The organism is Pseudomonadales bacterium (assembly GCA_024234215.1).
Taxonomy (GTDB): Bacteria; Pseudomonadota; Gammaproteobacteria; order Pseudomonadales; family UBA5862; genus JACKOQ01.
In genome coordinates, this window is sequence record JACKOQ010000003.1 from 290,110 (window position 1) to 311,390 (window position 21,281).

Below are 21,281 nucleotides of genomic sequence, written 5' to 3' on the forward strand. Positions count from 1 at the left end.
ACCCGCCGCGTGGCGGGCTCGATGCCTCACCTCACTTGAACACCTCGGCCGGATCGAGCTCGAGCCAGGATTGCCGTGCCCGCAGCGCTGGCTGAAGATTGACATCGGAACCGGTCAGGCTGCCGGTCGACTGCTGGGTGATCACGGTGATGCCATCATCCCCGGCTCCCTGATGGATCACCGGCATCGACGCGATGCCAGGCCCCAGATCGAGCGAGCTCAACGACATCGGCTTGCTGTTGTTGAGCACCGTGGTGGTGCTGCCGATCGGTGCATAGGTGAGCGCCGTGCCGGTCTGGTGATGCAGCACATGAAGATGGCTGCTGCCGATGTCACAGGAGGCGGCCAGCGACGGCTGATGGTCGCTGAAGAGCACGATGTCGGCGATGCGCGCCCCGGCATGCAGCACCCGCGTGCTGGGGTCGCTGCCATTCGCCGGCAGTGATTTCTGCCAGCCGGGCAGCGTCTTCTCCACCTCTTTCAGCTGGGCGAAGGTGGTGATCGTGCTACCACCGCCACCACCGCCACCGTTGCCACCGTTGCCACCGTTGACGGTGTACGTCAGCGTGGTACCGCCAACGGTCCTGATCGCAGCGGCATTTCCATTCGCATCCACACCCGTCACACTGCCGTCGGTGAAGACCCGCACTGAATTCGAATCGAGCAGATCACTCGCCGACACCGTGCCCCAGGTCCAGGTCGAGGTCGAGCTGTCATAGGGCTCCTTGATGCCATAGAGCGCCTGGCTCTGGGCATTGCTGCGATCTGTGGTCGAGAGCAGCTTGCCGCTGCCGACATGGATCCAGCGGCTGCCATTGCCATCGATCGAGGTCATCGGTGCCGCCACCACCGGCTGAGCGCCGTTGAGCAGCGGGTAGATCTGGTTGTCACTCAGCCTCAACCGCGACACCCGGCCACTCATGCTGCTGCCGGTGCCCGAGGCGATGCCGAAATAGACAGCGTCATCGAGGTAGTCGAGATCCCAGTCGACGCTGCTCGGATCACCGACGAAGCTGTTGCCAACCCCCAGATCGAGCGGCGCGAAACCGCTGACGAATGCCCTGTTGACCAGGTCATAGCGGTAGAGTCTCGCATTCTGCGTGCTGGTGACATCCGTCAACACCGTCGGACCGGAACCAAAGACCAGTTCCCACTGATAGGAGGGGGTGACACCCAGCGTCACCCGCTTCACCAGCGTTGGCTGGCTGGTGGTCAGGCCGAGGTTGGCATGGCTGATCTCGGCAATCAGTGCCGGCGGTTGCTCCGGGTCGGTGACGTCGAGCACCACATAGGCCGAGCGCAGAGTGCGGTCATCGCTGTTGTTGGGGGCCCCCAGACCATTGTTTGCGGTGTCGACGGTGATGGCGCCGCCACCCAGACGCATTCCGACCACCAGAATGGTGCCCCAACCGCCCGGATGGGTGGCATCGTCAGAGAAAATCCTGACGTCATAGCTCTTCGGCGAACCGTCCATGTAGTAGACATGCGGATAGGCCGGATCGGTCAGCCACTTGAGGTGCGGCAGCAGATTTTCCGGCACATAGCCCCACAGCTCCGCCCCCAGCGGATGGGCGGTCTTGCTGGCGCTGCTGGTGGTGAACGCCAGATTGGCTTCGTCCCAGAAACCACCGTTGAACGCATGCACCATGCCGTCGTTGGCGCCGACATAGACCACCTGGCGACGGCCGGCATACTGCGTCTTGAAGGTAAGGTAACTGGCATCGCCATAGAGCAGGTCATAGTTGGCATTGGGCCGCCCGACCACCGTTGGCGTGGAGTTGATGATGTCACCGAGCCGCCAGGGTTCGAGGCCGCTGTGGCTGGCGTCGAACTCGATGGTGCGGCTGCGCTGACCGGTGATGCCCTCTTCGCCGCGCACCCAGCGCACGATGTTGTCAGCCTCTGCCTCGCTCGCCACATTGAACCAGGTGAAGTTGCTGCTGTTGATGCTGGCGGTATCAAAGTTGGTCAGCGTGCCGTCGATCGCCGTCAGCAGGTGCCGACCGCCACCGGAGGGCGCATCGGTGGCGGTGGCGTAGTTGCGCTGGGTCGTCACATCGCTGAGGTTAGCCAGCAGCGGGTTAGCGCTCCACAGCAGGTGCAGGTTTTCCAGCGCCAGCACCACTGGTGCACCGATATTGCTGCAATTGGCCGTGCCGCCGGTGTAGCGGCGAATCTTGGTGCCGGTCGGCAAATTGACCGCGTCAAAGAAGATCTCCACCACCGGGTCGACATCACAGCCATCGAGGGTGGCGTCGCCGTTGGAGTCTTCACGCAGCCGGCCCTTGCCGTCGATGAAGAGCGCCTGCAGCGTGCCGCCCCAGGTGATTTTCTGGCCACCGTTCTCGATCAGCGGATGGTAGAGCGCCTGATAGACCGCGCCGACCCCGGTCGAACTGTTGGCCACCACCGCCGCTGCGGTACCGGAGGCCACCGAACCGGCCACCGAGGCGAAGATGCGGGTCAGCGCCGCCTCCAGACTGGTAGGGTTGCGCAGTTGGTAGTAGTTGTCGGGCACGCCGTCTGGCGTTGGCACACCGGTCAGGTTGTCGACACTGTCCCACTCGCGGCGGTCGCTGCTGCTGCCCTTGTAAACCGGCGTGCCGTCGCCATCCAGGTCAGTGAAGCCACCATACTTGGCCGCCAGCCACAGTGGCTTCTGCAGGCGGGTGCCGCCGCCGGTGATCAGCAGTGAGCGTGCAGGCTGAGTGACGACGCTGTTGCTTTCGCTGATGGTCACCTCGGCCGGGTAGTTCACCGTCTGAGTCGGATCGGTGCCCACCAGCGTGAAACCAAAGTTGAATTCGGCGCCTGCCTGATCCCGGGTCACCGAGGTTCTGACCCAGAGATTTCCAGCCGCCTCGCAATACTCCAGCCGCTGCTCCATGTCGAAGTCATGGTCACTGCCCCAGGCGGTGCCCTCCCAGGTCAGCAGAAAGCGGTGGTAGCTGCCATTGCTGGTGCAAGGGGATGGGAGTGTGGACGGGTTCGACTCCTTGATCACATCGACCAGCGAGCATTTCTGAAAGTCATGCGAGACTGCCACATTGTGGGAGTACCTCGACTTGCACAGCGGCACGATCTGCGCCTGCTTGGCAGCGTTGGTGCTGCTGGTGACGATGAAGCTGGGCAGGTCTTCGGCCACCGAGACTGCAAAGGTCTTGATCTTCTGGGTGCCGCTCAAACCAGTACGCAGATCCTTGACGGCCGCCTCGTAGGCCAGTCCGGCGATGTCATAGCCACCCTCGGCACTGGGCGCCTCGGGGCAGATGCCATCCACCTGATCGAGCGTGCCCGCCGCCATGGTTTTGGGACTGCACTCCTGATCGGTGCTGCTGCCCACACGGCCAGCCAGCACGCTGACGCCATCCAGCCCCTCCTTGGTCTGTATCGCATTGGTGGCCGTGGCCACGGCAAATCCTGTCGGCAAGCCGCTGCTGGGCCAGTCGGCGGCATCGCGCATCGAGTCGAACGAGCCCTGTGAGGTGGAGATCAGCAACAGCGCGCACTGGGCGCAAGGCACGGCACTGCTGCTGGGGCCGAAGTTGTAGGGGTCGCTCCAACTGGTCAGGCGGGTCAACCCTGGAACCATGTCGTTTTCAGTGGCTGTCGGACCCTCGGTGACCAGATAGGCCGACGAGGCCGCACTGGCCCCGGCCAGATAGCGCACCGCTTCGAGGTAGATCTCGCCGAGCGGGTTGCCCCAGTCGGCGCAGGAGCCATTCTTGACATAGCTGGCAGGCACATAGTCGCCGCAGTTCTGGTAGCCACCACCGCTGCCGAGCGCGCTTGCGCTGGCCCGGCGGTAAGTCGCGATGCGCAGCTTGTCGAGCGTGCCGATCAGTTTGTCAGCGGTGATCTTGCCGGTGGTGGTGCTGACCTCACTGAGCAGACCCACCCCCTGGCGCAGCACGCCGCCGTGGCTGTTGTTGTCGTAACTGCCGGTCATCAGGCCAAAACGCATCTGGCCACGCTCGCCATAGCGTTGCAGCAGACCGATCGGCTTGAACAGGTCATCGCTGCTGTTGCTCGGCGTGTTGTTGTCGTAACGCTTGCAGCGGGCAGAGACCGGACCATCCTGACTGGCCACACAGCGCTCGACCAGCACCTTGTAGGCATTGCTGGTGTCATTGCCAGCAGGGCGGTCGGCATCACCCGCCGAGTTGGCAGTGCCATTCCACTGACACTGCACCACCTCGGTCGCCCCCCAGTTGGGGTAGCCGACCCGTCCTGTGGCATTGCCATAGGCCACCCGCAGCAGAGGAGGGTAGCTGCTGGTGTCGAGTGTGCCGCTCTGAGCGGTCGAAGCCGGCCACTTGGAGACATTGCACAGCGTGATGGCGCCATTGGCCGGACTGCCCTGCACCAGATCGGCCAGCGCGATGGCGCCGCTGGCAGCCCCATCATAGACCTTGGCAAAGGCATGGATGTCGGGCGGGATCAGTTCGCGCTCCAGCAGCACATTGCCACTGCTGCTGGTGGGATCGACCTGCCGTTTGCCGCCATAGAGCACGGTGCGGATCAGGTCGATGCGGGTCATGCTGGCCCAGTTGAGAAAGTTGCCACTCCAGCCATCGACAGTGCTGCATTTGTGAGTCCCACTGTTGACCTGCCCGATCGGAGAAAACTTGCCGTTGTCGTACTGATAACAGAAGTTGCTGTCGAAATAGCCGAGATACTCGATGCTGTCCTTGTAGGTGGTGTCAATCTGGCCATCGCCATCGATGTCGCTGTAGTCGGAGTAGGCCTTGCGGAACAGCTCGTGATCGCGCGACATCGCAATCAGCAGCAGCGGTGGCGTGCTGGGGGTGGTGACCGGTGGCAATGAAGTGAAACTGCTCACGGTGTCGGATGAGACCTGCGCGAACAGCCCATGGCTGAGCAGGATGCCCAGCAGCATCAGCAGGGAGCGCGCGCTGTTTCTGCTGGAGCGGTGATGTGCCATGGCGGATTCCTCTTGCGTCAACATCTACTACAAGGGTTTTTTATAGGTGCTCTGCAACACGACCCGGGTTGCAGAGGTGCCACCGATGCCGACCGCAGTGACGCGAAAGACATCCGGGCAGATGTCGGACACCATCACGCTGGGGCAGGTGGTGATGTCGTTGGGCGGTTCGATGGAGTTGCCGACCAGTTCGATGATGTACATCGCCTGGGCATTGACTTCACTGAAGGCCGAGGTGGTGTAGCTGCGGTGGCGATTGGCCGTGCTCCAGACATTGCGGCTGCCGGTGCAGCCCGGAATGTCGACCCAGCGCTCCTCCAGGCTGTTGGCGCTGCAACTGCTGACACCAATGCTGGCCGCATAGTTGGCATCCAGCTTCTTCGACTTGCAGAAGCCGTTGGTGCAGTTGTCATTGACCCGCGTCTGCCAACTGTTGGTCTGCACGATCAAGCGCTCACCTTCGCGCAAGGCGGCCTCGGCCGCCTGAAAGGCGATCTGCCGATCACGCTCGTTGCCGGCCATCTTCTCTTCGACGGCATTGCCGCCCATGATCGACAGTCCCAGCAGTGTCATCAGCAGCAATACGATCAGTCCCACGACCAGTATCGCGCCCCGCTGCCGATTGCCGCCTCGATGTATCGCCATGCCGTTCGATCGCTTCATCTTTGGTTCGCCCCTGAAATCACATCTGCCCGCGGTTGCGCAGCTTGACCGTCGTGGTCAGTACCGAGCGGTTGCGCCCATCGTTGGGGGTGGTGAGGGTGGTGCCCAACAGGTCATAACTGGAAATCACGCTGTCTTTATCGACCTTGGCGAAGGAGCGCAGCAGCAGTCCGAGCCGGATGGTGCGCACCCGGTCGGCATTGCCGCCCAGCGCCGCTGCGGTCACATACTGTTCCGGCACATCGTCGCCATTCAGATCGATGCCATAGAGCAGTTGCATGTTCTCGACCCCCTCCACCAGCGCCACCGGCGTGCCGGCACTGCCCATGTCATAGGAGATCTGGTAGAGCGCCGGCTCACCGCCAGCGCTGATGCCGATGTAGAAAACCGTCACCGCCACCGTGTAGATTTCGGCATCGGACTCATAGCGGTGGCTGAAATTGTAGTGGCCGGGGTTGACGTTGCCTGGGCCCGGATTGCTGTTGCTGGCGCCGCGGGTGACGTTGTGGGCATTGGCGTTCGCCCGATTCTGGAACACATCGGCGCCACTGCAATCGGAGATCATCAGGATGGTGCCCGCTGCAATGCCGCTGGCAGCCGTCAGGTTGACGGTGTTGGCGTTGGCCGGGGTGTTGCCCGATGCGGTGACGCCGGCCTTGGCCGAAGCGCGCTTCAGCACCAGCACATCGGTGCCCGGCACCACCTTGTTCTGCAGGCCAGCGGCAAGATCAGCCAAGGCCGGATCATCCCAGGATGACAATGCAACCCCTGTCGGATTGGTGCTGTTCATTGCATAGCTGTTGCCCACGGCAGTGCCGGTAAACTCCCATCCGGTAGCCACCTCACTCAGATCAAACAGAGAATTGCTGTAGCCAGTGCCCGCCGGATTCAGCAGGTTGTTGATGACGGGTGAGCAGCCCGCATAACCGGCCAGGCGAATCTCCCGGCTCAGCGTCTGCACGGCAAACCGGCCATTCTCCTGCAGACGCGACAGCTCATCCTGCCACTGGTAGCTCTTTTTGCTGCCGACCAGCACATTGACCAGCCCGCTCAACAGCAGCAGGCCGATCACCATTGCTACCATCAATTCGATCAGGGTAACCCCGGACTGCCTGCTTGAATGGGTGTGCCTTTTCATCGTTGCCGGCCTCACAGTTCTGAGCGGATCACGTAACTGATCGGCGTGCCGGTGCCGCGGCTCTCATCCCACTGCACGGTGACGACATAGACCGGATTGGGGCCCGGATTGACCACGGCAATGCCAGCCTTGCCGGCCGGCAGTTGCGACTCGATGGTCGACTTCCACTGCCGCAGGTCATTGTTGGCCACCGCCTGGGCCGAGCCGCATGCGCCGCTGCAGGCGGCATAGGTCGTGGAGGCATCGGTCAGATCAGTCAGGTAGATGTTGTTCGCCAACGCTTCATCCCGGTTGGCCCGGATGCGGTCGAGGATGTCCATCGCCATGTTGTTGGCGCGGGCACGCTGCCAGCTCTCGGAGTTGATGCGCATGCCGGTCGAGTGCAGCCCGGCCATGCCGAGCAGACCGATCGAGAAGATCACCAGCGCCACCAGCCCCTCGATCAGGCTGAAGCCTGCCTCTTTTGCGTGTGATGCACCTTTTTTCATCTGCCACCGCCCCCTCATGGACATGACAACGCTGCTGAAAAACCCTCTTGCACACCGTCACCGTTGGTGTCTCGCGATCTGCGGGTCAGGCCCGAACTTTCGACGACGATGCCCCGGGCCTTGCTGACCACCTTGTCGGCGGCACAGTAGGTCCAAGTCGCGTTCTGATTGGAGAAGCCACTGCTCTTGAACTGGATGGCGTTGTTCGAGACCGATCCGCTCATCGCCAGACTGTTGCGGCCATTCACGGCCCGGCCGACGCGCAGGATCTCCTCGCCATTGTTGAGCGCGCTGTTGGAGTTGTTGTCGACGAACAGCAACCAGCCACTGCTCCAGGCCGTGCTGCAACTCTGCTGGTCACTGCTGGCACAGAGGGTGACCGTCTTGCCGCGCTTGACCGCCTCACTGCGTGCCAGATTGAGCGCCGACTGCAACTCGCTCTGCGCGGCGTCGATGCTGTTGCGTGAGACACTCGAATCGAAACTGGGGATGGCAATGGTGGCCATCAGCGCGATGGCCACCATCAGGATCACCAGCTCGATCAGGGTAAAACCGCCGTGAAGTCGCTTGTTCGGATGCATGGTCAGATCAGCAATGATGAATGTCTGATCAAAAGATAGACGCGCATCGACGCTGTGCCGGCAAAGAGCGATGAAAGGCAGCACGCGGCGGACGAACGGCGATCCGGCGGCTTCGGCTGACGCAGACCGTGATTCGGATCACACTCCGCCGTCGTGCCGAACAGCAGCGCTGTTCAAACCGCACGACTGGTCGTTGGCCACCGCAGGCTGTTCACGACCCGACCGACGCGTGACAATGGCGCTTCGAACCTTCGCACACGGACCGGAATCAATGAACGAAATCAATGCATTGACGCACTCCTCCACCGAGCAGGCCCCCTGGCTGTTCGACTGGCTGCTGATCCATGGCCCATCCAGCGACACTCCGTACGACTGGCCGGTCAGCATGGAATCGTGGTGGGCACACTATCTGCGCATCGCGACGCTGTTTCCCGCCCGAGCACTCACCCCGATCGACCGCGCCATCATCGGCGGCGCACTGGCCGGCCGGGTGGCCCATGCCTTCTGCAGCGGCTATCACAATGCGTTGCAGCAACTCTTTCCGGGACTCGATGATCAACGCCGCGCCGCGCTGCTGGTCACCGAACGTGGCGGCAAGAGCCCGCGCGACATCGCCACCACCCTGACCGCCAATCAGGATCACTGGTTGCTCGATGGCGAGAAGAGCTATGTCTCCGGCGGCACTGCCGCCCAGCAACTGCTGGTGCTGGCAGCCAGCGGCGAGACGGCCGACGGCCGACGACAGCTCAAGGTCGTGCGGCTGTCGAGCCAGCAGGCCGGCGTCACCATCGAGGATCTGCCGGCCGCCGCCTGGATGCCGGAGTTCAGACATGGCCATGCCCGCCTGCAGCAGGTCGTGGTGCGCGCGGAGGATCTCCTGCCGGGCGATGGCTTCGCCGACTACACGCGCCCGTTCGCCACCCTCGAATCGAGCTTCATCTTCGCGGCACTCGCCAGCCATCTGTTTCGCCTTGCCACCGTCCACCGCTGGCCGCTGGCGCAGCGCCAGTCGCTGCTGTTCCTGATCATGGCCTACCGCAGCATCAGCGACCTCGATCCACGCCAGCCTGCGACCGAAATCCTGCTGCAGGGCTGCCATGACCAGGCCGTCGCCATCATCGAACAGTGTGCGCCCTGCCTCGGCCAACTGCCCGGCGAACTGTCAGCGGCCTGGCAGCGCGACAGTGGCATTCTGCGGATGGCCAAGGGCACCCTGCAGCGCTCGACCAAGGCCTGGGAGAGATTCGGCCACTCATCATGAACCGTCGGACGCAAGCGAATGAGCGCTTGCTTTCGATCGACGTTTTAATAACAATTCCAAGCACCCACAGAGAAACTGGGTGCTCTGACTTGCAGTGATGATAGGGAATTGTCCCAGCCGGACAGCACGACCGATGGACTGTCCGGCATCAACCCCGAGGAGACCATAATGCATAAGATCGTCCCCCGCGCTTTCACCGCTCTGCTGACCTGTTCTGCCTTGATGGCAGGTCAGGCCGCCCTGGCAGCCGAGCCCCCCCGCGACTACGTCAACAACTGCGCGGTGTGCCACGGCATGGCCGGCAAGGGCGACGGGCAACTGGCCGCCAACCTGACGCCGAAACCGACCGATCTGACCCAGATCAGCAAGAACAATGGCGGCAAATTCCCCTACTGGCGCATTCGCCAGTCGATCGATGGCCGCATCGCCGAAGGGGCGAACATCCGTGGCCATGGTCCCAAGGACATGCCGGTCTGGGGACAGGTGTTCTACTACGACTCGCACGAGAGCGAAACCGTCGCCAAGGCGAGGATGTTGAACGTCATCGACTACATCATCTCCATCCAGTCGGTTCAGTAATCACCTGTGGTGAGAGGGCGCATGATGGGGCTCTCATCATGCGCCCTCTCCTGCAAGAGCTGCCTCGTCTTTCGCTGTCCGCTCCCAATGGCCGTCAACCGGCCCCTCATCCTGCGACGACACTGCTGATCCACCTGCTGTTCTGGCACAGAAGATGGATGCGCGTTTACCATGCGCGCGATCGTCCCGACCATCCCTTTGTCGATGAAGCGTCCAGGAACCGCCATGACCCCATTACAGGTTGCGCTGGTACAACGTGCCTGCCAGCAGGATGCCGCCACCAATCTGCACGCCATCCGGACCTTGCTGGAGCCGCTGCGCGGCGAGAAGATCGATCTGCTGGTGCTGCCGGAGCTGCACAATGGCCCCTACTTCTGCGTCAGCGAAGAGGCCGCCCAGTTCGAGCGGGCCGAACCGATTCCCGGACCCTCGACCACGGCGCTGGGTCAACTGGCGCGCGAACTGAACGCAGTCGTCATCGGCTCACTGTTCGAGCGGCGCGCGGCCGGTCTCTACCACAACAGTGCCGTGGTGCTGGAGCGCGACGGCAGCCTGGCTGGCTGCTACCGCAAGATGCACATCCCCGATGACCCCGGCTATTACGAAAAGTACTACTTCACCCCCGGTGATCTGCCCCACAACAGGCCGGAGCAGGCCTTTCGGCCGATCCAGACCAGCGCCGGCCTGCTCGGCGTCATGGTCTGCTGGGATCAGTGGTACCCTGAGGCAGCACGGCTGATGGCGCTGGCCGGCGCCGAGTTGCTGATCTACCCCACCGCGATTGGCTGGGACCCCGACGACAGTACCGATGAGCAACGGCGGCAGCGCGATGCCTGGATCACCGTGCAGCGTGGCCATGCGATTGCCAATGGTTTGCCGCTGGTCGCGGTGAACCGCGTCGGCCATGAGGTCGACCCCAGCGGTGCCACGGCCGGATCACGCTTCTGGGGTTCGAGTTTCGCCTGCGGACCACAAGGCGAGCTGCTGTGGCAGGCGGGCAGTGATGAGACCGAAATCAAGCTGATCGGCATCGACTTCGGTCGCAGCGAACAGGTACGCCGCTCTTGGCCCTTTCTGCGTGACCGCCGCATCGACGGCTATGGCGACCTCGTCCGGCGCTGGCGTGATCCGCAGTAGTGTGCAGCCCGCCTCCACCTTCGTCATCGAGAGCCCCCCATGTTGCTGATACTGCGTCCCGACATCGATCCCGCCTCGTCAGACTACCAGCAGATGCTCGCCCATCTGCACAAGCTGCCTGACATCCGGCTGCAAACCCACCAGATTCAGGGTCAGCAGCAAACCCTGACCGAGATCTACCTGCTCGGCAACACCGCCCGCCTCGACCGCGCCGAAATCGAGAGCCTGGCCGCGGTGGAGCGAGTGGTGCGCATCTCCGATGAGTACCGCATCCTCGGCCGCCACCGCGACCGCGACCGGGTCAGCGGCTTTCATTACAACGGTGTCGACTTCTCACAGGAGGGCTTTCAGCTCTTCGCCGGGCTCTGCGCAGTGGACAACCGCCGCAATGTCGAGGCGATGATGAAGGCCCTGCACGAACATGGCCTTGAATGCACCCGCATGGGCGCCTACAAGCCGCGCACCAGCCCCTACGCCTTTCAGGGCCATGGCGCCGACTGCCTGCCCGATCTGTTTGAACTGGCGGGTAAATACGGCATCAAGGTGATCGCCATGGAGGTGACCCACGAGGCGCAGGTCGAGGAGATCGACCAGACCCTGGAGCGGCTCGGCCGCCCCACTGGTGTGATGTTGCAGATCGGCACCCGCAACACCCAGAACTTCGAGCTGCTGAAGGCGCTGGGGCGGCAGCAGCGCTATCCGATCCTGCTCAAGCGCGGCTTCGGCATCACGCTGAACGAGTCGCTGAATGCCGCGGAGTATCTGGCCAGCGAAGGCAACTCCAATGTGATCTTCTGCCTGCGCGGCATGAAGAGCGAGTATGGCGCGCCACACCGCAATCTGGTCGACTTCAGTCAGGTGCCGGTGGTCAAGCGGCTCACCCGCATGCCGGTCTGCATCGACCCGTCGCACTCGGTCGGCAGCCGCGACAGCGACCCCGATGGCCTGCTCGATCTCTGCCACGCCACGGCGCAGGGCCTCATCGCCGGCGCCAACATGGTGCTGGTCGACTTCCATCCGCAGCCGGCCGAGGCACTGGTCGATGGCCCGCAGGCGCTGCGGCTCGAAGAGCTGCCCAACTACCTGGCCGACATCGCACTCTGTCGACAGAGCTACCTGCAACGCAAGGCGCTCTGGAGCCAGTCGGCTTGAGCGGCTCAGGTCGGTTCGAACTGCACGCCGGCTATGCGCCGGCCGGGGACCAGCCGGCGGCCATCGCGGCGCTGGTCGAAGGGCTGGAGGATGGTCTGGCCTACCAGACGCTGCTGGGCGTCACCGGCTCGGGCAAGACCTTCACCATCGCCAACGTGGTGGCGCAGGTGCAGCGGCCGACCCTGGTGCTGGCGCACAACAAGACACTGGCGGCGCAACTCTATGGCGAGTTCCGCGAGTTCTTTCCCCGCAACGCGGTGGAGTATTTCGTCTCCTACTACGACTATTACCAGCCCGAAGCCTACGTCCCCTCCTCCGACACCTACATCGAGAAAGACTCCTCGGTCAACGACCACATCGAGCAGATGCGGCTGTCGGCCACCAAGGCACTGATGGAGCGTGAGGATGTGCTGGTGGTGGCCACCGTGTCGGCGATCTACGGCCTCGGCGACCCGGCCGCCTACCTCAAGATGGTGCTGCACCTCGACCGTGGCGACCGGATCGATCAGCGGATGCTGCTGCGCCGCCTGGCCGAGCTGCAATACAGCCGCAACGATGCCGAACTGCGCCGCGCCACCTACCGGGTGCGGGGCGATGTGATCGACATCCATCCGGCCGACTCCGAAATCGAGGCGGTGCGGGTCGAGCTGTTCGACGACACAATCGAGCGCATCACCCTGTTCGACCCGTTGACCGGCGAGCAACTGCGGCAGTTGCCACGCGCGACCATCTTTCCCAAGAGCCACTACGTCACGCCACGCGAAACCATGGTCGAGATGATGGAGCAGGTGAAGGTCGAGCTGGCCGAGCGTCTGGCGCTGCTGCGCGGCCAGAACCGCCTGGTCGAGGCGCAGCGGCTCGAACAGCGCACCCAGTTCGACCTGGAGATGATCAGCGAACTGGGCTACTGCACCGGCATCGAGAACTACTCCCGCTACCTCTCCGGCCGCCAGCCGGGAGAGCCACCGCCCACCCTGTTCGACTATCTGCCGGCCAACGCCCTGCTGGTAATCGATGAATCCCACGTCACCATTCCACAGCTTGGCGCCATGTACCGCGGCGACCGGGCGCGCAAGGAGACGCTGGTGCAGTACGGTTTTCGCCTGCCCTCGGCGCTCGACAACCGTCCGCTGCGCTTTGACGAATGGGAGCGGCTCTCGCCGCAGACCCTCTTCATCTCGGCCACCCCGTCGGTCTACGAAGCGGAACACAGCGCCAGGGTGGTGGAGCAACTGGTGCGTCCCACCGGTCTCATCGACCCCGAAATCGAGGTGCGTCCCGCCGCCAACCAGGTCGATGACCTGCTGTCGCAGATTCGGCAGCGCGTCAACCAGCGGCAGCGCGTGCTGGTCACCACCCTGACCAAGCGGATGGCCGAGGACCTCACCGACTACCTCGGCGAACATGGCGTCAAGGTGCGCTATCTGCACTCCGACATCGACACCGTCGAACGGGTCGAGATCATCCGCGATCTGCGCCTTGGCGAGTTCGATGTGCTGGTCGGCATCAACCTGCTGCGCGAGGGGCTCGACATGCCCGAAGTGGCGCTGGTCGCCATCCTCGATGCCGACAAGGAGGGCTTTCTGCGCTCCGAACGCTCACTGATCCAGACCATCGGCCGGGCGGCGCGCAACCTCGAAGGCAAGGCGATTCTCTATGCCGACACCCTCACCGGTTCGATGCAGCGTGCGATCGACGAGACCGAACGGCGCCGCGGCGTGCAGCTCGAATTCAACCGTCAGCATGGCATCACACCGCGCGGCATCCACAAAGAGGTCAGCGATATCCTCGAAGGGGCAGTGGCGCCCGGCAACCGTGGCCGGCGTGGCCGCAAGGCCCCGCCACCGGCCGCCGAGTTGCAGCCACTGCCGCCACAACAGCTGGAGAAGGCCGTGAAGAAACTGGAAGAGCAGATGTATCTGCATGCCAGAAACCTCGAATTCGAGGCCGCGGCACGGCTGCGCGACCAGATTCAGGCGCTGCGCGAGCGCAGCTATGTGGCTGCACAACGGTAGCGTCGTCCATATATCCCCAGCCACTGGCGTGATAATCTTTTTCCGTCCGGGATTACACTGTCCCCTCCAGTTACCCAGGCGCACGTTGCGCCACCACCCACTTCTTGCCCCGAGGAGCAGCACACCATGAGCGACATCATCGAACTGATTCAACAGCAGATCGAAGGCAACCCGATCATCCTCTACATGAAGGGCTCGCCCGAAGCGCCCCAGTGCGGCTTCTCGGCCCAGTCATCGAAGATCCTGATGGCCTGCGGCGCGAAATTCGCCTATGTCGATGTGCTCTCCAACCCGGAGATTCGCGCCAATCTGCCGCGCCACTCCAACTGGCCGACCTTCCCGCAGCTCTTCATCGATGGCGAGCTGGTGGGCGGTTGCGACATCATGACCGAGCTCTACCAGCAGGGCGAACTGAAGCGGATGGTGCAACAGGCCGTCGAATCCGCTTCCGGCGAGTGAATCGCTCCGGTTCCACCCGCTCGCTCGCTCTGGCCAAATGGCCCGCGCTCGCTTAGAGTGCGACCACGGAGTCGGCGCCGGGAACCCCACCGGCACCATTCCAGCCCGCAAACCACGACCACCCATGAGAGGCTGATCATGACTGCACTGAAAGGAAGTAAAACCGAAAGCAACCTGAAAGCCGCCTTTGCCGGGGAGTCCCAGGCCAATCGCCGCTATCTCTACTTTGCCGCCAAGGCCGACGTCGAGGGCTACAACGACGTGGCGGCGGTCTTTCGCTCCACCGCAGAGGGTGAAACCGGCCATGCCCATGGCCACCTCGAATATCTGGAGAAGGTCGGCGATCCGGCCACCGGGCTGCCAATCGGTCCGACCGGCGACAACCTGAAGGCGGCCATCGCCGGTGAGACCCACGAGTACACCGACATGTATCCCGGCATGGCCAAGGCCGCCCGCGAAGAGGGCTTCGACGAGATCGCCGACTGGTTCGAGACGCTGGCCAAGGCCGAGCGCTCGCACGCCAACCGCTTCCAGAAGGCACTCGACACCCTCGGCAACTGAGCCGCGGCAGCCCATCTGTCGATCACAAGCGGGAACTTCGGTTCCCGCTTTCGGTTTACCCGTCACAGGAGATGACCCATGTCCCGCGAAGGCAGCCTCGAAGCCCCCACCCGCCATCCGCTCGACTGGGAAAATCCGCAATTCCATGACCGCGCGCAGCTCGATGAGGAGCTGGAGCGGGTCTTCGACATCTGCCATGGCTGTCGCCGCTGCGTCAGCCTCTGCAACAGCTTTCCGACCCTGTTCGATCTGGTGGACGAGTCGCCGACGATGGAGGTCGATGGTGTCGCCAAGGCGGACTATGCCAAGGTGGTCGAGCAGTGCTACCTCTGCGACCTCTGCTTCATGACCAAGTGCCCCTATGTACCGCCGCATGAGTGGGCCATCGACTTTCCCCACCTGATGCTGCGCGCCAAGGCCACGGCATTCCAGGAGCAGGGCACCTCGCTGCGCAACCGGGTGCTGGCCAGCACCGACCAAGTCGGCGCCCTGGCCAGCCTTCCGCTGGTGGCCGAGGTGGTCAACGTCGTCAACCGCAGCGACCTGGGTCGCAAGGCGCTGGCGGCCACGCTGGGCGTGCATCCGCAGGCGCGGGTGCCCGAATACCATTCCAGCAAGGGCCGCAACCGTCTCGATCGGCTTGACGGCCCCGACCAACCGCCCCAACCTGCCGGCAGCACCAGCGGCAAGGTCGCGCTCTTCGTCACCTGCTACGGCAACTACAATGCACCGCAACTGGTCGAGGATCTGGCCCGGGTGCTGATTCACAACGGCATCACCGTGACCCGGGTGCGGCAGGAGCGCTGCTGCGGCATGCCGAAGCTCGAACTGGGTGACCTGCAATCGGTGGCGCAGGCCAAGGAGCAGAACATCCCGCAGCTTCTCGAACTGGTCGAGGATGGCTGGGACCTCATCGCGCCGGTCCCCTCCTGTGTACTGATGTTCAAACAGGAGTTGCCACTGATGTTCCCCCATGACGCCGCCGTTGCGCGAGTCAAGGCGGCCTTTTTCGATCCGTTCGAATACCTGCTCGAACGGCACCGTTATGGCCTGCTTCGGCTCGACTTCAAACAGTCACTCGGTCGGGTGCTCTACCATGCCGCCTGCCACCAGCGGGTGCAGAACATCGGCCCCAAAACCCGTGACCTGCTGCAACTGATTCCAGGCACCGAGGTGCAGAGCATCGAACGCTGCTCCGGCCACGATGGCACCTATGGAGTCAAGGCGGAATATTTCGAGTTCTCGAAGAAAATCTGCCGACCGATCGTCCGCGAACTGGATGAACGCGCACCCGACCACTATGGCAGCGACTGTCCGATGGCCGGCGCCCACATCGAAAATTTCAGCGAGGGTGACAAGGCGACCGAGCATCCACTCTCGCTGCTGCGGCTGGCCTACGGCATCTAGACACGCAACCTCCACTCACCGACTCCGCGAGGCCGACATGGAGCTGCATCTCGCCGGCAAGGTGGCCATCGTCACCGGCGCCAGCCGTGGCATCGGGTGCGCCATTGCCGAACAGCTCGCCGCTGAAGGAGTGCAGCTGGTGTTGGCGGCCCGTTCGGCGGAAACGCTGCAACAGGTCGCCACCGCCTGCAACGGCCGGGCGGTGATTTTTCCGGCCGATCTGCGTGATCCCCAGGCACCACAGCGGTTGATCGATTTTGCGATCGAGCGGTTCGGCACCATCGACCTGCTGGTCAACAACGCCGGCGCCACCCGTCGCGGTGACTTCCTGCAGCTCAGCGAAGCAGACTGGGAGGATGGCTTCGCGCTGAAGTTCTTCAGCACGGTCCGTTGCTCCCGGGCCGCCTGGCCGCATCTGGTCCGCTCGACGGGCGCCATCGTCAACATCGTCGGCGTCGGTGGCCGCACCGGCGATGCCGAGTTCGCGATCGGCGGCGCGGTCAATGCGGCGCTGCTGAACCTCACCAAGGTGCTGGCCGAGCGCGGCATGGCCGAGGGGGTCAAGGTCAATGCGATCAACCCAGGGCTGATCGCCACCGATCGCCTGCAGGCACGAATCGACCAACTGGCTGCGGCTCACAACCTCGATCCGGCGGCAGCCGCCACGGCAATGGCCAGAAACTTGGGCATCCCGCGCATCGGCCAGCCGGCCGAAATTGCCGCCGCGGTGGCCTTTCTGGCCTCTTCAGCCTCCGCCTACTGCCAGGGTTCGATCCTCGACATCGACGGCGGTCTGACCCGCACGCTGTAGCAGGGCACGGCAGCCGGCCTGCACCCACACTAACCGAGCACGGCCTCGACGGCCCGCTCCAGCGCGCTCCACGGGGTGTAGAAGTGGGGTGAGAAGCGCACGCCACCGGCGCGGGCGGCGCAGACGATCTGCTGCGCGCTCAACTGCCGATGCAGCAGTGCCGCGGGCCGATCGCGGTGGCGAAAGGTGACGATGCCGGCACGCCGGTCGGCAGCGGCCGGCGTGATCAGTTCGATGCGCGGATCGGCACCGAGCCGCTCGACCAGCAGATCGACCCGCCGTTGCAGCTCAACCGCCACCCGTTCGATGCCCACCTCATCGAGCAGCGTCAGGCTGGCCTGCAACCCCATCACCCCGGTCATGTTGGGGCTGCCGCACTCGAAACGACGGGCATCGGCGGCCGGCTGCCAGCTCTGGCGGTCATAATCGCCCGCATCGGCCACCATGTGCCAGCCATACTGGTGCAGTTCGAGCTGCTCCAGCCACTGCCGGCGGCAGTAGAACAGCGCCAGTCCTTCCGGCGCCAGCAGCCATTTGTGCCCATCCGCGGCGACAAAGTCCGCACCGATGGCCTCGACATCAAAGGGGATGGCACCCAGGCTCTGGATCGCGTCCACGCAGAATTTGACCCCGCTGCCACGCAATGCCCGGCCAAGCAGCGACAGATCCATCTTGAGACCGGTGCCGTACTGCACCGAACTGACCGCCAGCAGCCGGGTGTGGACATCGATCTGATCGAGCAGCGCCTGCTCGGGCGAGCTGCCCTGCGCCAGGTCGGCACTGCGCACCGTAACGCCATGGCGTTGCAGCGACTCCCAGACGATGCGGTTGGAGGGGAACTCCTGATTGCTGATCACCACGTTGTCGCCCGGCTGCCAAGACAGGCCATGCGCGACCACCGAGAGCGCCTCGGAGGTGTTCTTCAGCAGCGCGATCTCAGCAACGGAGCGGGCATTGATCAGCCGCCGCAACGACTCGCGCAGCGCGCCCTCACGCTCGATCCAGCGGGGATAGCCGCTGGCACCACGGTGCAGGTTCTCCTCGGCAAAGGCCACCACGGCATCACGGGTGCGCCTCGGCCAAGGGGCGACACCGGCATGGTTCAGATAGGCCAGATCGCCATCGAGTTCGAACTCGCTCTGCCACCAGTTTGCACTCATGATCTGCCTCCTCAAAAAAATGGCTCCGCATGGAGTCACCATGCGGAGCCAGGAATGGAACGACGGTGGGCGTTTGTCGATCGATCAGGCCGCACGCGGCGGTCGAGCGTCACCGCCTTGCAGAATGAAACCCTCATACTGTTTGGCCGCCACCTCTTCGCACTTCAGCCGGTAGGTGTTCATGCCGCCGGGATAGGGCATGAACACCCGCGGTTTTCCGGGAATGTTGGCCCCCAGATACCAGGAGTCGGCCAGCATGAACATCGTCATCGAGGCCAGCTCGTTGACATGGTTCACCCAGGCGTTTTCGGCCGCGACATCGGCCTCGATCAGTCTGATCTGCTTCTGGTCGGCATACTGGATCAGATCGGCGATCCACTCCACATGCTGTTCGATGCAGACCGGCATGTTGCACAGCACCGACGGGCTGCCTGGACCGGTGATGGTGAACATGTTGGGAAAGCCGGAGGTCGACACGCCCAGGTAGGTCTTGGGCCCTTCGGCCCACTTTTGCTGCAGCGGCTGACCATTCCGGCCCTGGATGTTCATCTTGAAGAACGAGCCGGTCATGGCATCGAAGCCGGTGGCAAAGACGATGATGTCGAGCGGATACTCGGTGCCATCGGCGGTCTTGATGCCGTTCGGCGTGATCTCCTCGATCGGACAGTGGCGAATATCGACCAGTTGCACATTGTCGCGGTTATAGGTCTCAAAGTAGTCAGTGTCGATCAGTGACCGCTTGGAGCCGAGCGGATGGTCGGTCGGCAGCAGCTTTTCGGCCGTTTCCGGGTTATTCACGGTCTGCCGGATCTTGCGTCGGATGAACTCGGCGGCGGTGTCGTTGGCACGCCGATCGAGGCTGGTGTCGCTGAAGAGCGACAGGAACTGGAAGCCGCCCTGCTGCCATCCCGCCTCAAACCGTGCCTCGCGCTCTTCGTCGGAAAGCGCCAGGGCCGAGGTCGTACCCCGGTCATGGGTATAGCCCGCGTAGGAGCTGCGCGCCTTTTCCCAGATCGAATCGTAGTTGGCCTTGACCTTCTCCAGATAGGCACGGTCGACCGTACCATGGCGCGCCGGCACGGCGAACTGTGGCGTACGCTGGAAGACGGTCAGATGACCGGCCTGCTGGGCAATCACCGGAATCGACTGCACCCCGCTCGAACCGGTGCCGATCACGCCCACCCGTTTGCCGCTGAAATCGACCCCTTCATGCGGCCAGCCGCCGGTGTGGTACCACTGCCCCTTGAAGCTGTCGAGCCCCTTGATCTTGGGCACCTGCCCGGTGGAGAGGCAGCCGATGGCGGTGATGAAGTAACGCGCCAGCACCTTCTCGCCGCGGTCGGTCTCGATCTCCCACAGGTTGTCGGCATCGAGAAATCTTGCAGCGACGACACTGGTGTTGAACTGAAAGCTGCGCCGGACATCGAGCCTGTCGGCGGCATAATTCAAATACTTGAGAATTTCCGGCTGCTCGGGATATTTGCCACTCCACTCCCACTCCTGCAGCATCTCCTTGTTGAAGGAGTAGCAGTAGATGTAGCTCTCCGAGTCGCAGCGTGCACCGGGATAGCGGTTCCAGTACCAGGTGCCACCGACATTGTCGGCCCGCTCATAGCCCTTGACGGTCAACCCCAGCTGATCGCGCAGCTTGTGCACCATGTACATGCCGGAAAATCCGGCACCCACCACCACGGCATCGACATCGGCGCTCTTCGTGCTCTGCAAGTTCGACATTTCGGCTCTCTCCTTTTATTTGAATGAGTAATGTGATGGTTCCGGCATGGAATTCGGTTCAAATGCCGATCAGCCGGCCCCAGCCGCTTTTTTCGCCGCCTGCTCTGCCTGGGCCAGCGCGCCGCGAACCGCCTTGACCACCTGCTGATAACCGCCTTCACTGCCGGGCAGGGCCAGTACGGTGAAAAAACCATGCATCTGGCCGGCATGGCGCTTGAAATCGACGGCGACACCCGCCTGCTGCAGGCGCTGTGCATAGGCCTCGCCCTCATCGCGCAGCACGTCATGCTCGGCGGTCAGCACCACTGCCGGCGGCAATCCGGAAAGATCGGCCGCGTGCAGCGGCGAGGCATCGGGCTCCAGCCGCCGTGCCGGGTCTGGCAGATAGTGATCCCAGAACCAGAGCATCGACTCACGCGACAAAAAGAGCTGGTTTTCCGGATCGACGTAGGAAGCACGCTCGAAATCGGCATCGGTCACCGGATAGATGAGCACCTGCAACGCCAAGGCAGGACCCTGCTGGTCGCGGGCGCGCAGCGCCATCACTGCCGCCAGATTGCCGCCGGCACTGTCACCGGCCACCATCAACGGCACCCTGCGGCCGGCGATCCGCTGCAGGTTCGCATCGGCCCACAACAGCGCCGCGTAGGAGTCCTCGACCGCAATTGGATAGCGGTGCTCCGGCGCCAGCCGGTAGTCGACCAGCAGTACCGCACAGGAGGTGCGCTCCGCCAGCTTGCGGCCGACGGTCTCGCTCTGCTGTGCCGAGCCGATCACCCAGCCACCGCCATGGTAGAAGACGATCAATCCGCGCGGCGACTCGATCGGCACCACCAGCCGCATCGGCACCGAACCGCCATCGCTGCTGACCACCGAATGGTCTTCGACTCGCACCATCGGCGGTGCCGGGCCCGCCAGATCGGCCATCGCCGCGCTGGCCAACCGCGCTTCGGTCGGTGTTCCCGCGTGCAGCGGCGGCCGGCCCCGTTCAGCCATCATTTCCAGAAACCGACGCGTCGCAAAATCAAGCGCCATTCGCTCTCCCTCCTGTTTTATTGTTATGTCATGCGGCATTGACCAAGGGGCGGAACGCGGCGGGGCGAAAAGCACATCGCCCTCCATGACGCCATGTCCGCCGACGCTGGCCCACCGACGGCTACCGAACGGAAATATTCGATTGGTTAGCATCC

At 63.5% G+C, this 21,281-nt stretch carries 17 protein-coding genes; 9 read left to right on the forward strand and 8 right to left on the reverse strand.

The features are described 5' to 3' along the window. Nucleotides 1-31: 31 nt before the first annotated feature. From H7A13_08115 to H7A13_08135, 5 genes are all read right to left on the reverse strand, one after another. Nucleotides 32-4,945: a hypothetical protein gene (locus H7A13_08115; GenBank protein MCP5333307.1), complete on the reverse strand. Its 4,914-nt coding sequence runs from the start codon at nt 4,943-4,945 to the stop codon at nt 32-34. A gap of 27 nt (nt 4,946-4,972) precedes the next feature. Continuing rightward, nucleotides 4,973-5,608: a hypothetical protein gene (locus H7A13_08120; protein MCP5333308.1), complete on the reverse strand. Its 636-nt coding sequence runs from the start codon at nt 5,606-5,608 to the stop codon at nt 4,973-4,975. Between the two features lie 19 nt (nt 5,609-5,627). Then, on the reverse strand, nt 5,628-6,692 hold the full coding sequence (locus H7A13_08125; GenBank protein MCP5333309.1) for a PilW family protein: 1,065 nt from the start codon (nt 6,690-6,692) through the stop codon (nt 5,628-5,630). Between the two features lie 65 nt (nt 6,693-6,757). Then, nucleotides 6,758-7,234, reverse strand: a complete 477-nt coding sequence (gene pilV / locus H7A13_08130) for a type IV pilus modification protein PilV (GenBank protein MCP5333310.1) — start codon at nt 7,232-7,234, stop codon at nt 6,758-6,760. 14 nt (nt 7,235-7,248) lie between these two features. Further along, nucleotides 7,249-7,815, reverse strand: a complete 567-nt coding sequence (locus H7A13_08135; GenBank protein MCP5333311.1) for a GspH/FimT family pseudopilin — start codon at nt 7,813-7,815, stop codon at nt 7,249-7,251. Nucleotides 7,816-8,086: 271 nt separating this feature from the next. Between H7A13_08135 and H7A13_08140 the strand changes: the two genes are divergently transcribed. From H7A13_08140 to H7A13_08180, 9 genes are all read left to right on the forward strand, one after another. Then, the gene (locus H7A13_08140; protein MCP5333312.1) at nt 8,087-9,076 is read left to right on the forward strand and encodes an acyl-CoA dehydrogenase family protein; all 990 of its coding nucleotides are present in this window, start codon (nt 8,087-8,089) and stop codon (nt 9,074-9,076) included. Between the two features lie 168 nt (nt 9,077-9,244). Further along, nucleotides 9,245-9,655: a c-type cytochrome gene (locus H7A13_08145; GenBank protein MCP5333313.1), complete on the forward strand. Its 411-nt coding sequence runs from the start codon at nt 9,245-9,247 to the stop codon at nt 9,653-9,655. A 225-nt stretch (nt 9,656-9,880) separates the two neighbouring features. Then, nucleotides 9,881-10,792 carry a carbon-nitrogen hydrolase gene (locus tag H7A13_08150; protein MCP5333314.1) on the forward strand — a complete coding sequence of 304 codons (912 nt, stop codon included), beginning with the start codon at nt 9,881-9,883 and terminating at the stop codon, nt 10,790-10,792. A gap of 39 nt (nt 10,793-10,831) precedes the next feature. After that, nucleotides 10,832-11,944 (forward strand): 3-deoxy-7-phosphoheptulonate synthase, encoded by a 1,113-nt coding sequence (locus tag H7A13_08155; protein MCP5333315.1) that lies wholly within the window; start codon nt 10,832-10,834, stop codon nt 11,942-11,944. Continuing rightward, a complete protein-coding gene (gene uvrB / locus H7A13_08160) occupies nt 11,941-13,959 on the forward strand; it encodes an excinuclease ABC subunit B (protein ID MCP5333316.1) in 2,019 nt (672 codons plus the stop codon). Before H7A13_08155 ends, uvrB begins: the two co-directional genes overlap by 4 nt. Nucleotides 13,960-14,085: 126 nt before the next feature. Further along, the gene (grxD, locus tag H7A13_08165; GenBank protein ID MCP5333317.1) at nt 14,086-14,418 is read left to right on the forward strand and encodes a Grx4 family monothiol glutaredoxin; all 333 of its coding nucleotides are present in this window, start codon (nt 14,086-14,088) and stop codon (nt 14,416-14,418) included. Nucleotides 14,419-14,556: 138 nt separating this feature from the next. Continuing rightward, nucleotides 14,557-14,979 (forward strand): rubrerythrin, encoded by a 423-nt coding sequence (locus H7A13_08170; protein MCP5333318.1) that lies wholly within the window; start codon nt 14,557-14,559, stop codon nt 14,977-14,979. Nucleotides 14,980-15,057: 78 nt separating this feature from the next. Beyond that, on the forward strand, nt 15,058-16,386 hold the full coding sequence (locus H7A13_08175) for a Fe-S oxidoreductase (protein ID MCP5333319.1): 1,329 nt from the start codon (nt 15,058-15,060) through the stop codon (nt 16,384-16,386). Between the two features lie 37 nt (nt 16,387-16,423). After that, entirely contained in the window at nt 16,424-17,197 is a 774-nt protein-coding gene (locus H7A13_08180) for an SDR family oxidoreductase (GenBank protein ID MCP5333320.1), read from the forward strand. Between the two features lie 29 nt (nt 17,198-17,226). On the opposite strand, the gene H7A13_08185 is transcribed toward H7A13_08180, so the two are convergent. The 3 genes from H7A13_08185 to H7A13_08195 all read right to left on the reverse strand — a co-directional run bounded on the left by H7A13_08185 (nt 17,227) and on the right by H7A13_08195 (nt 21,126). Next, nucleotides 17,227-18,357, reverse strand: coding sequence for an aminotransferase class V-fold PLP-dependent enzyme (locus H7A13_08185; protein MCP5333321.1), 1,131 nt, complete (start codon nt 18,355-18,357; stop codon nt 17,227-17,229). An 84-nt stretch (nt 18,358-18,441) separates the two neighbouring features. After that, nucleotides 18,442-20,082, reverse strand: a complete 1,641-nt coding sequence (locus tag H7A13_08190) for an NAD(P)/FAD-dependent oxidoreductase (protein ID MCP5333322.1) — start codon at nt 20,080-20,082, stop codon at nt 18,442-18,444. A gap of 78 nt (nt 20,083-20,160) precedes the next feature. Further along, nucleotides 20,161-21,126, reverse strand: coding sequence for an alpha/beta hydrolase (locus tag H7A13_08195; GenBank protein ID MCP5333323.1), 966 nt, complete (start codon nt 21,124-21,126; stop codon nt 20,161-20,163). Nucleotides 21,127-21,281: the final 155 nt, after the last annotated feature.

What these genes read in the sequence shown, in the direction of transcription:
- H7A13_08115 (MCP5333307.1), bottom strand. Translation starts at nt 4,945, where the DNA reads ATGGCACATCACCGCTCCAGCAGAAACAGCGCGCGCTCCCTGCTGATG.
- H7A13_08120 (MCP5333308.1), bottom strand. Translation starts at nt 5,608, where the DNA reads ATGAAGCGATCGAACGGCATGGCGATACATCGAGGCGGCAATCGGCAG.
- H7A13_08125 (MCP5333309.1), bottom strand. Translation starts at nt 6,692, where the DNA reads ATGGTAGCAATGGTGATCGGCCTGCTGCTGTTGAGCGGGCTGGTCAAT.
- pilV (MCP5333310.1), bottom strand. Translation starts at nt 7,234, where the DNA reads ATGAAAAAAGGTGCATCACACGCAAAAGAGGCAGGCTTCAGCCTGATC.
- H7A13_08135 (MCP5333311.1), bottom strand. Translation starts at nt 7,815, where the DNA reads ATGCATCCGAACAAGCGACTTCACGGCGGTTTTACCCTGATCGAGCTG.
- H7A13_08140 (MCP5333312.1), top strand. Translation starts at nt 8,087, where the DNA reads ATGAACGAAATCAATGCATTGACGCACTCCTCCACCGAGCAGGCCCCC.
- H7A13_08145 (MCP5333313.1), top strand. Translation starts at nt 9,245, where the DNA reads ATGCATAAGATCGTCCCCCGCGCTTTCACCGCTCTGCTGACCTGTTCT.
- H7A13_08150 (MCP5333314.1), top strand. Translation starts at nt 9,881, where the DNA reads ATGACCCCATTACAGGTTGCGCTGGTACAACGTGCCTGCCAGCAGGAT.
- H7A13_08155 (MCP5333315.1), top strand. Translation starts at nt 10,832, where the DNA reads ATGTTGCTGATACTGCGTCCCGACATCGATCCCGCCTCGTCAGACTAC.
- grxD (MCP5333317.1), top strand. Translation starts at nt 14,086, where the DNA reads ATGAGCGACATCATCGAACTGATTCAACAGCAGATCGAAGGCAACCCG.
- H7A13_08170 (MCP5333318.1), top strand. Translation starts at nt 14,557, where the DNA reads ATGACTGCACTGAAAGGAAGTAAAACCGAAAGCAACCTGAAAGCCGCC.
- H7A13_08175 (MCP5333319.1), top strand. Translation starts at nt 15,058, where the DNA reads ATGTCCCGCGAAGGCAGCCTCGAAGCCCCCACCCGCCATCCGCTCGAC.
- H7A13_08180 (MCP5333320.1), top strand. Translation starts at nt 16,424, where the DNA reads ATGGAGCTGCATCTCGCCGGCAAGGTGGCCATCGTCACCGGCGCCAGC.
- H7A13_08185 (MCP5333321.1), bottom strand. Translation starts at nt 18,357, where the DNA reads ATGAGTGCAAACTGGTGGCAGAGCGAGTTCGAACTCGATGGCGATCTG.
- H7A13_08195 (MCP5333323.1), bottom strand. Translation starts at nt 21,126, where the DNA reads ATGGCGCTTGATTTTGCGACGCGTCGGTTTCTGGAAATGATGGCTGAA.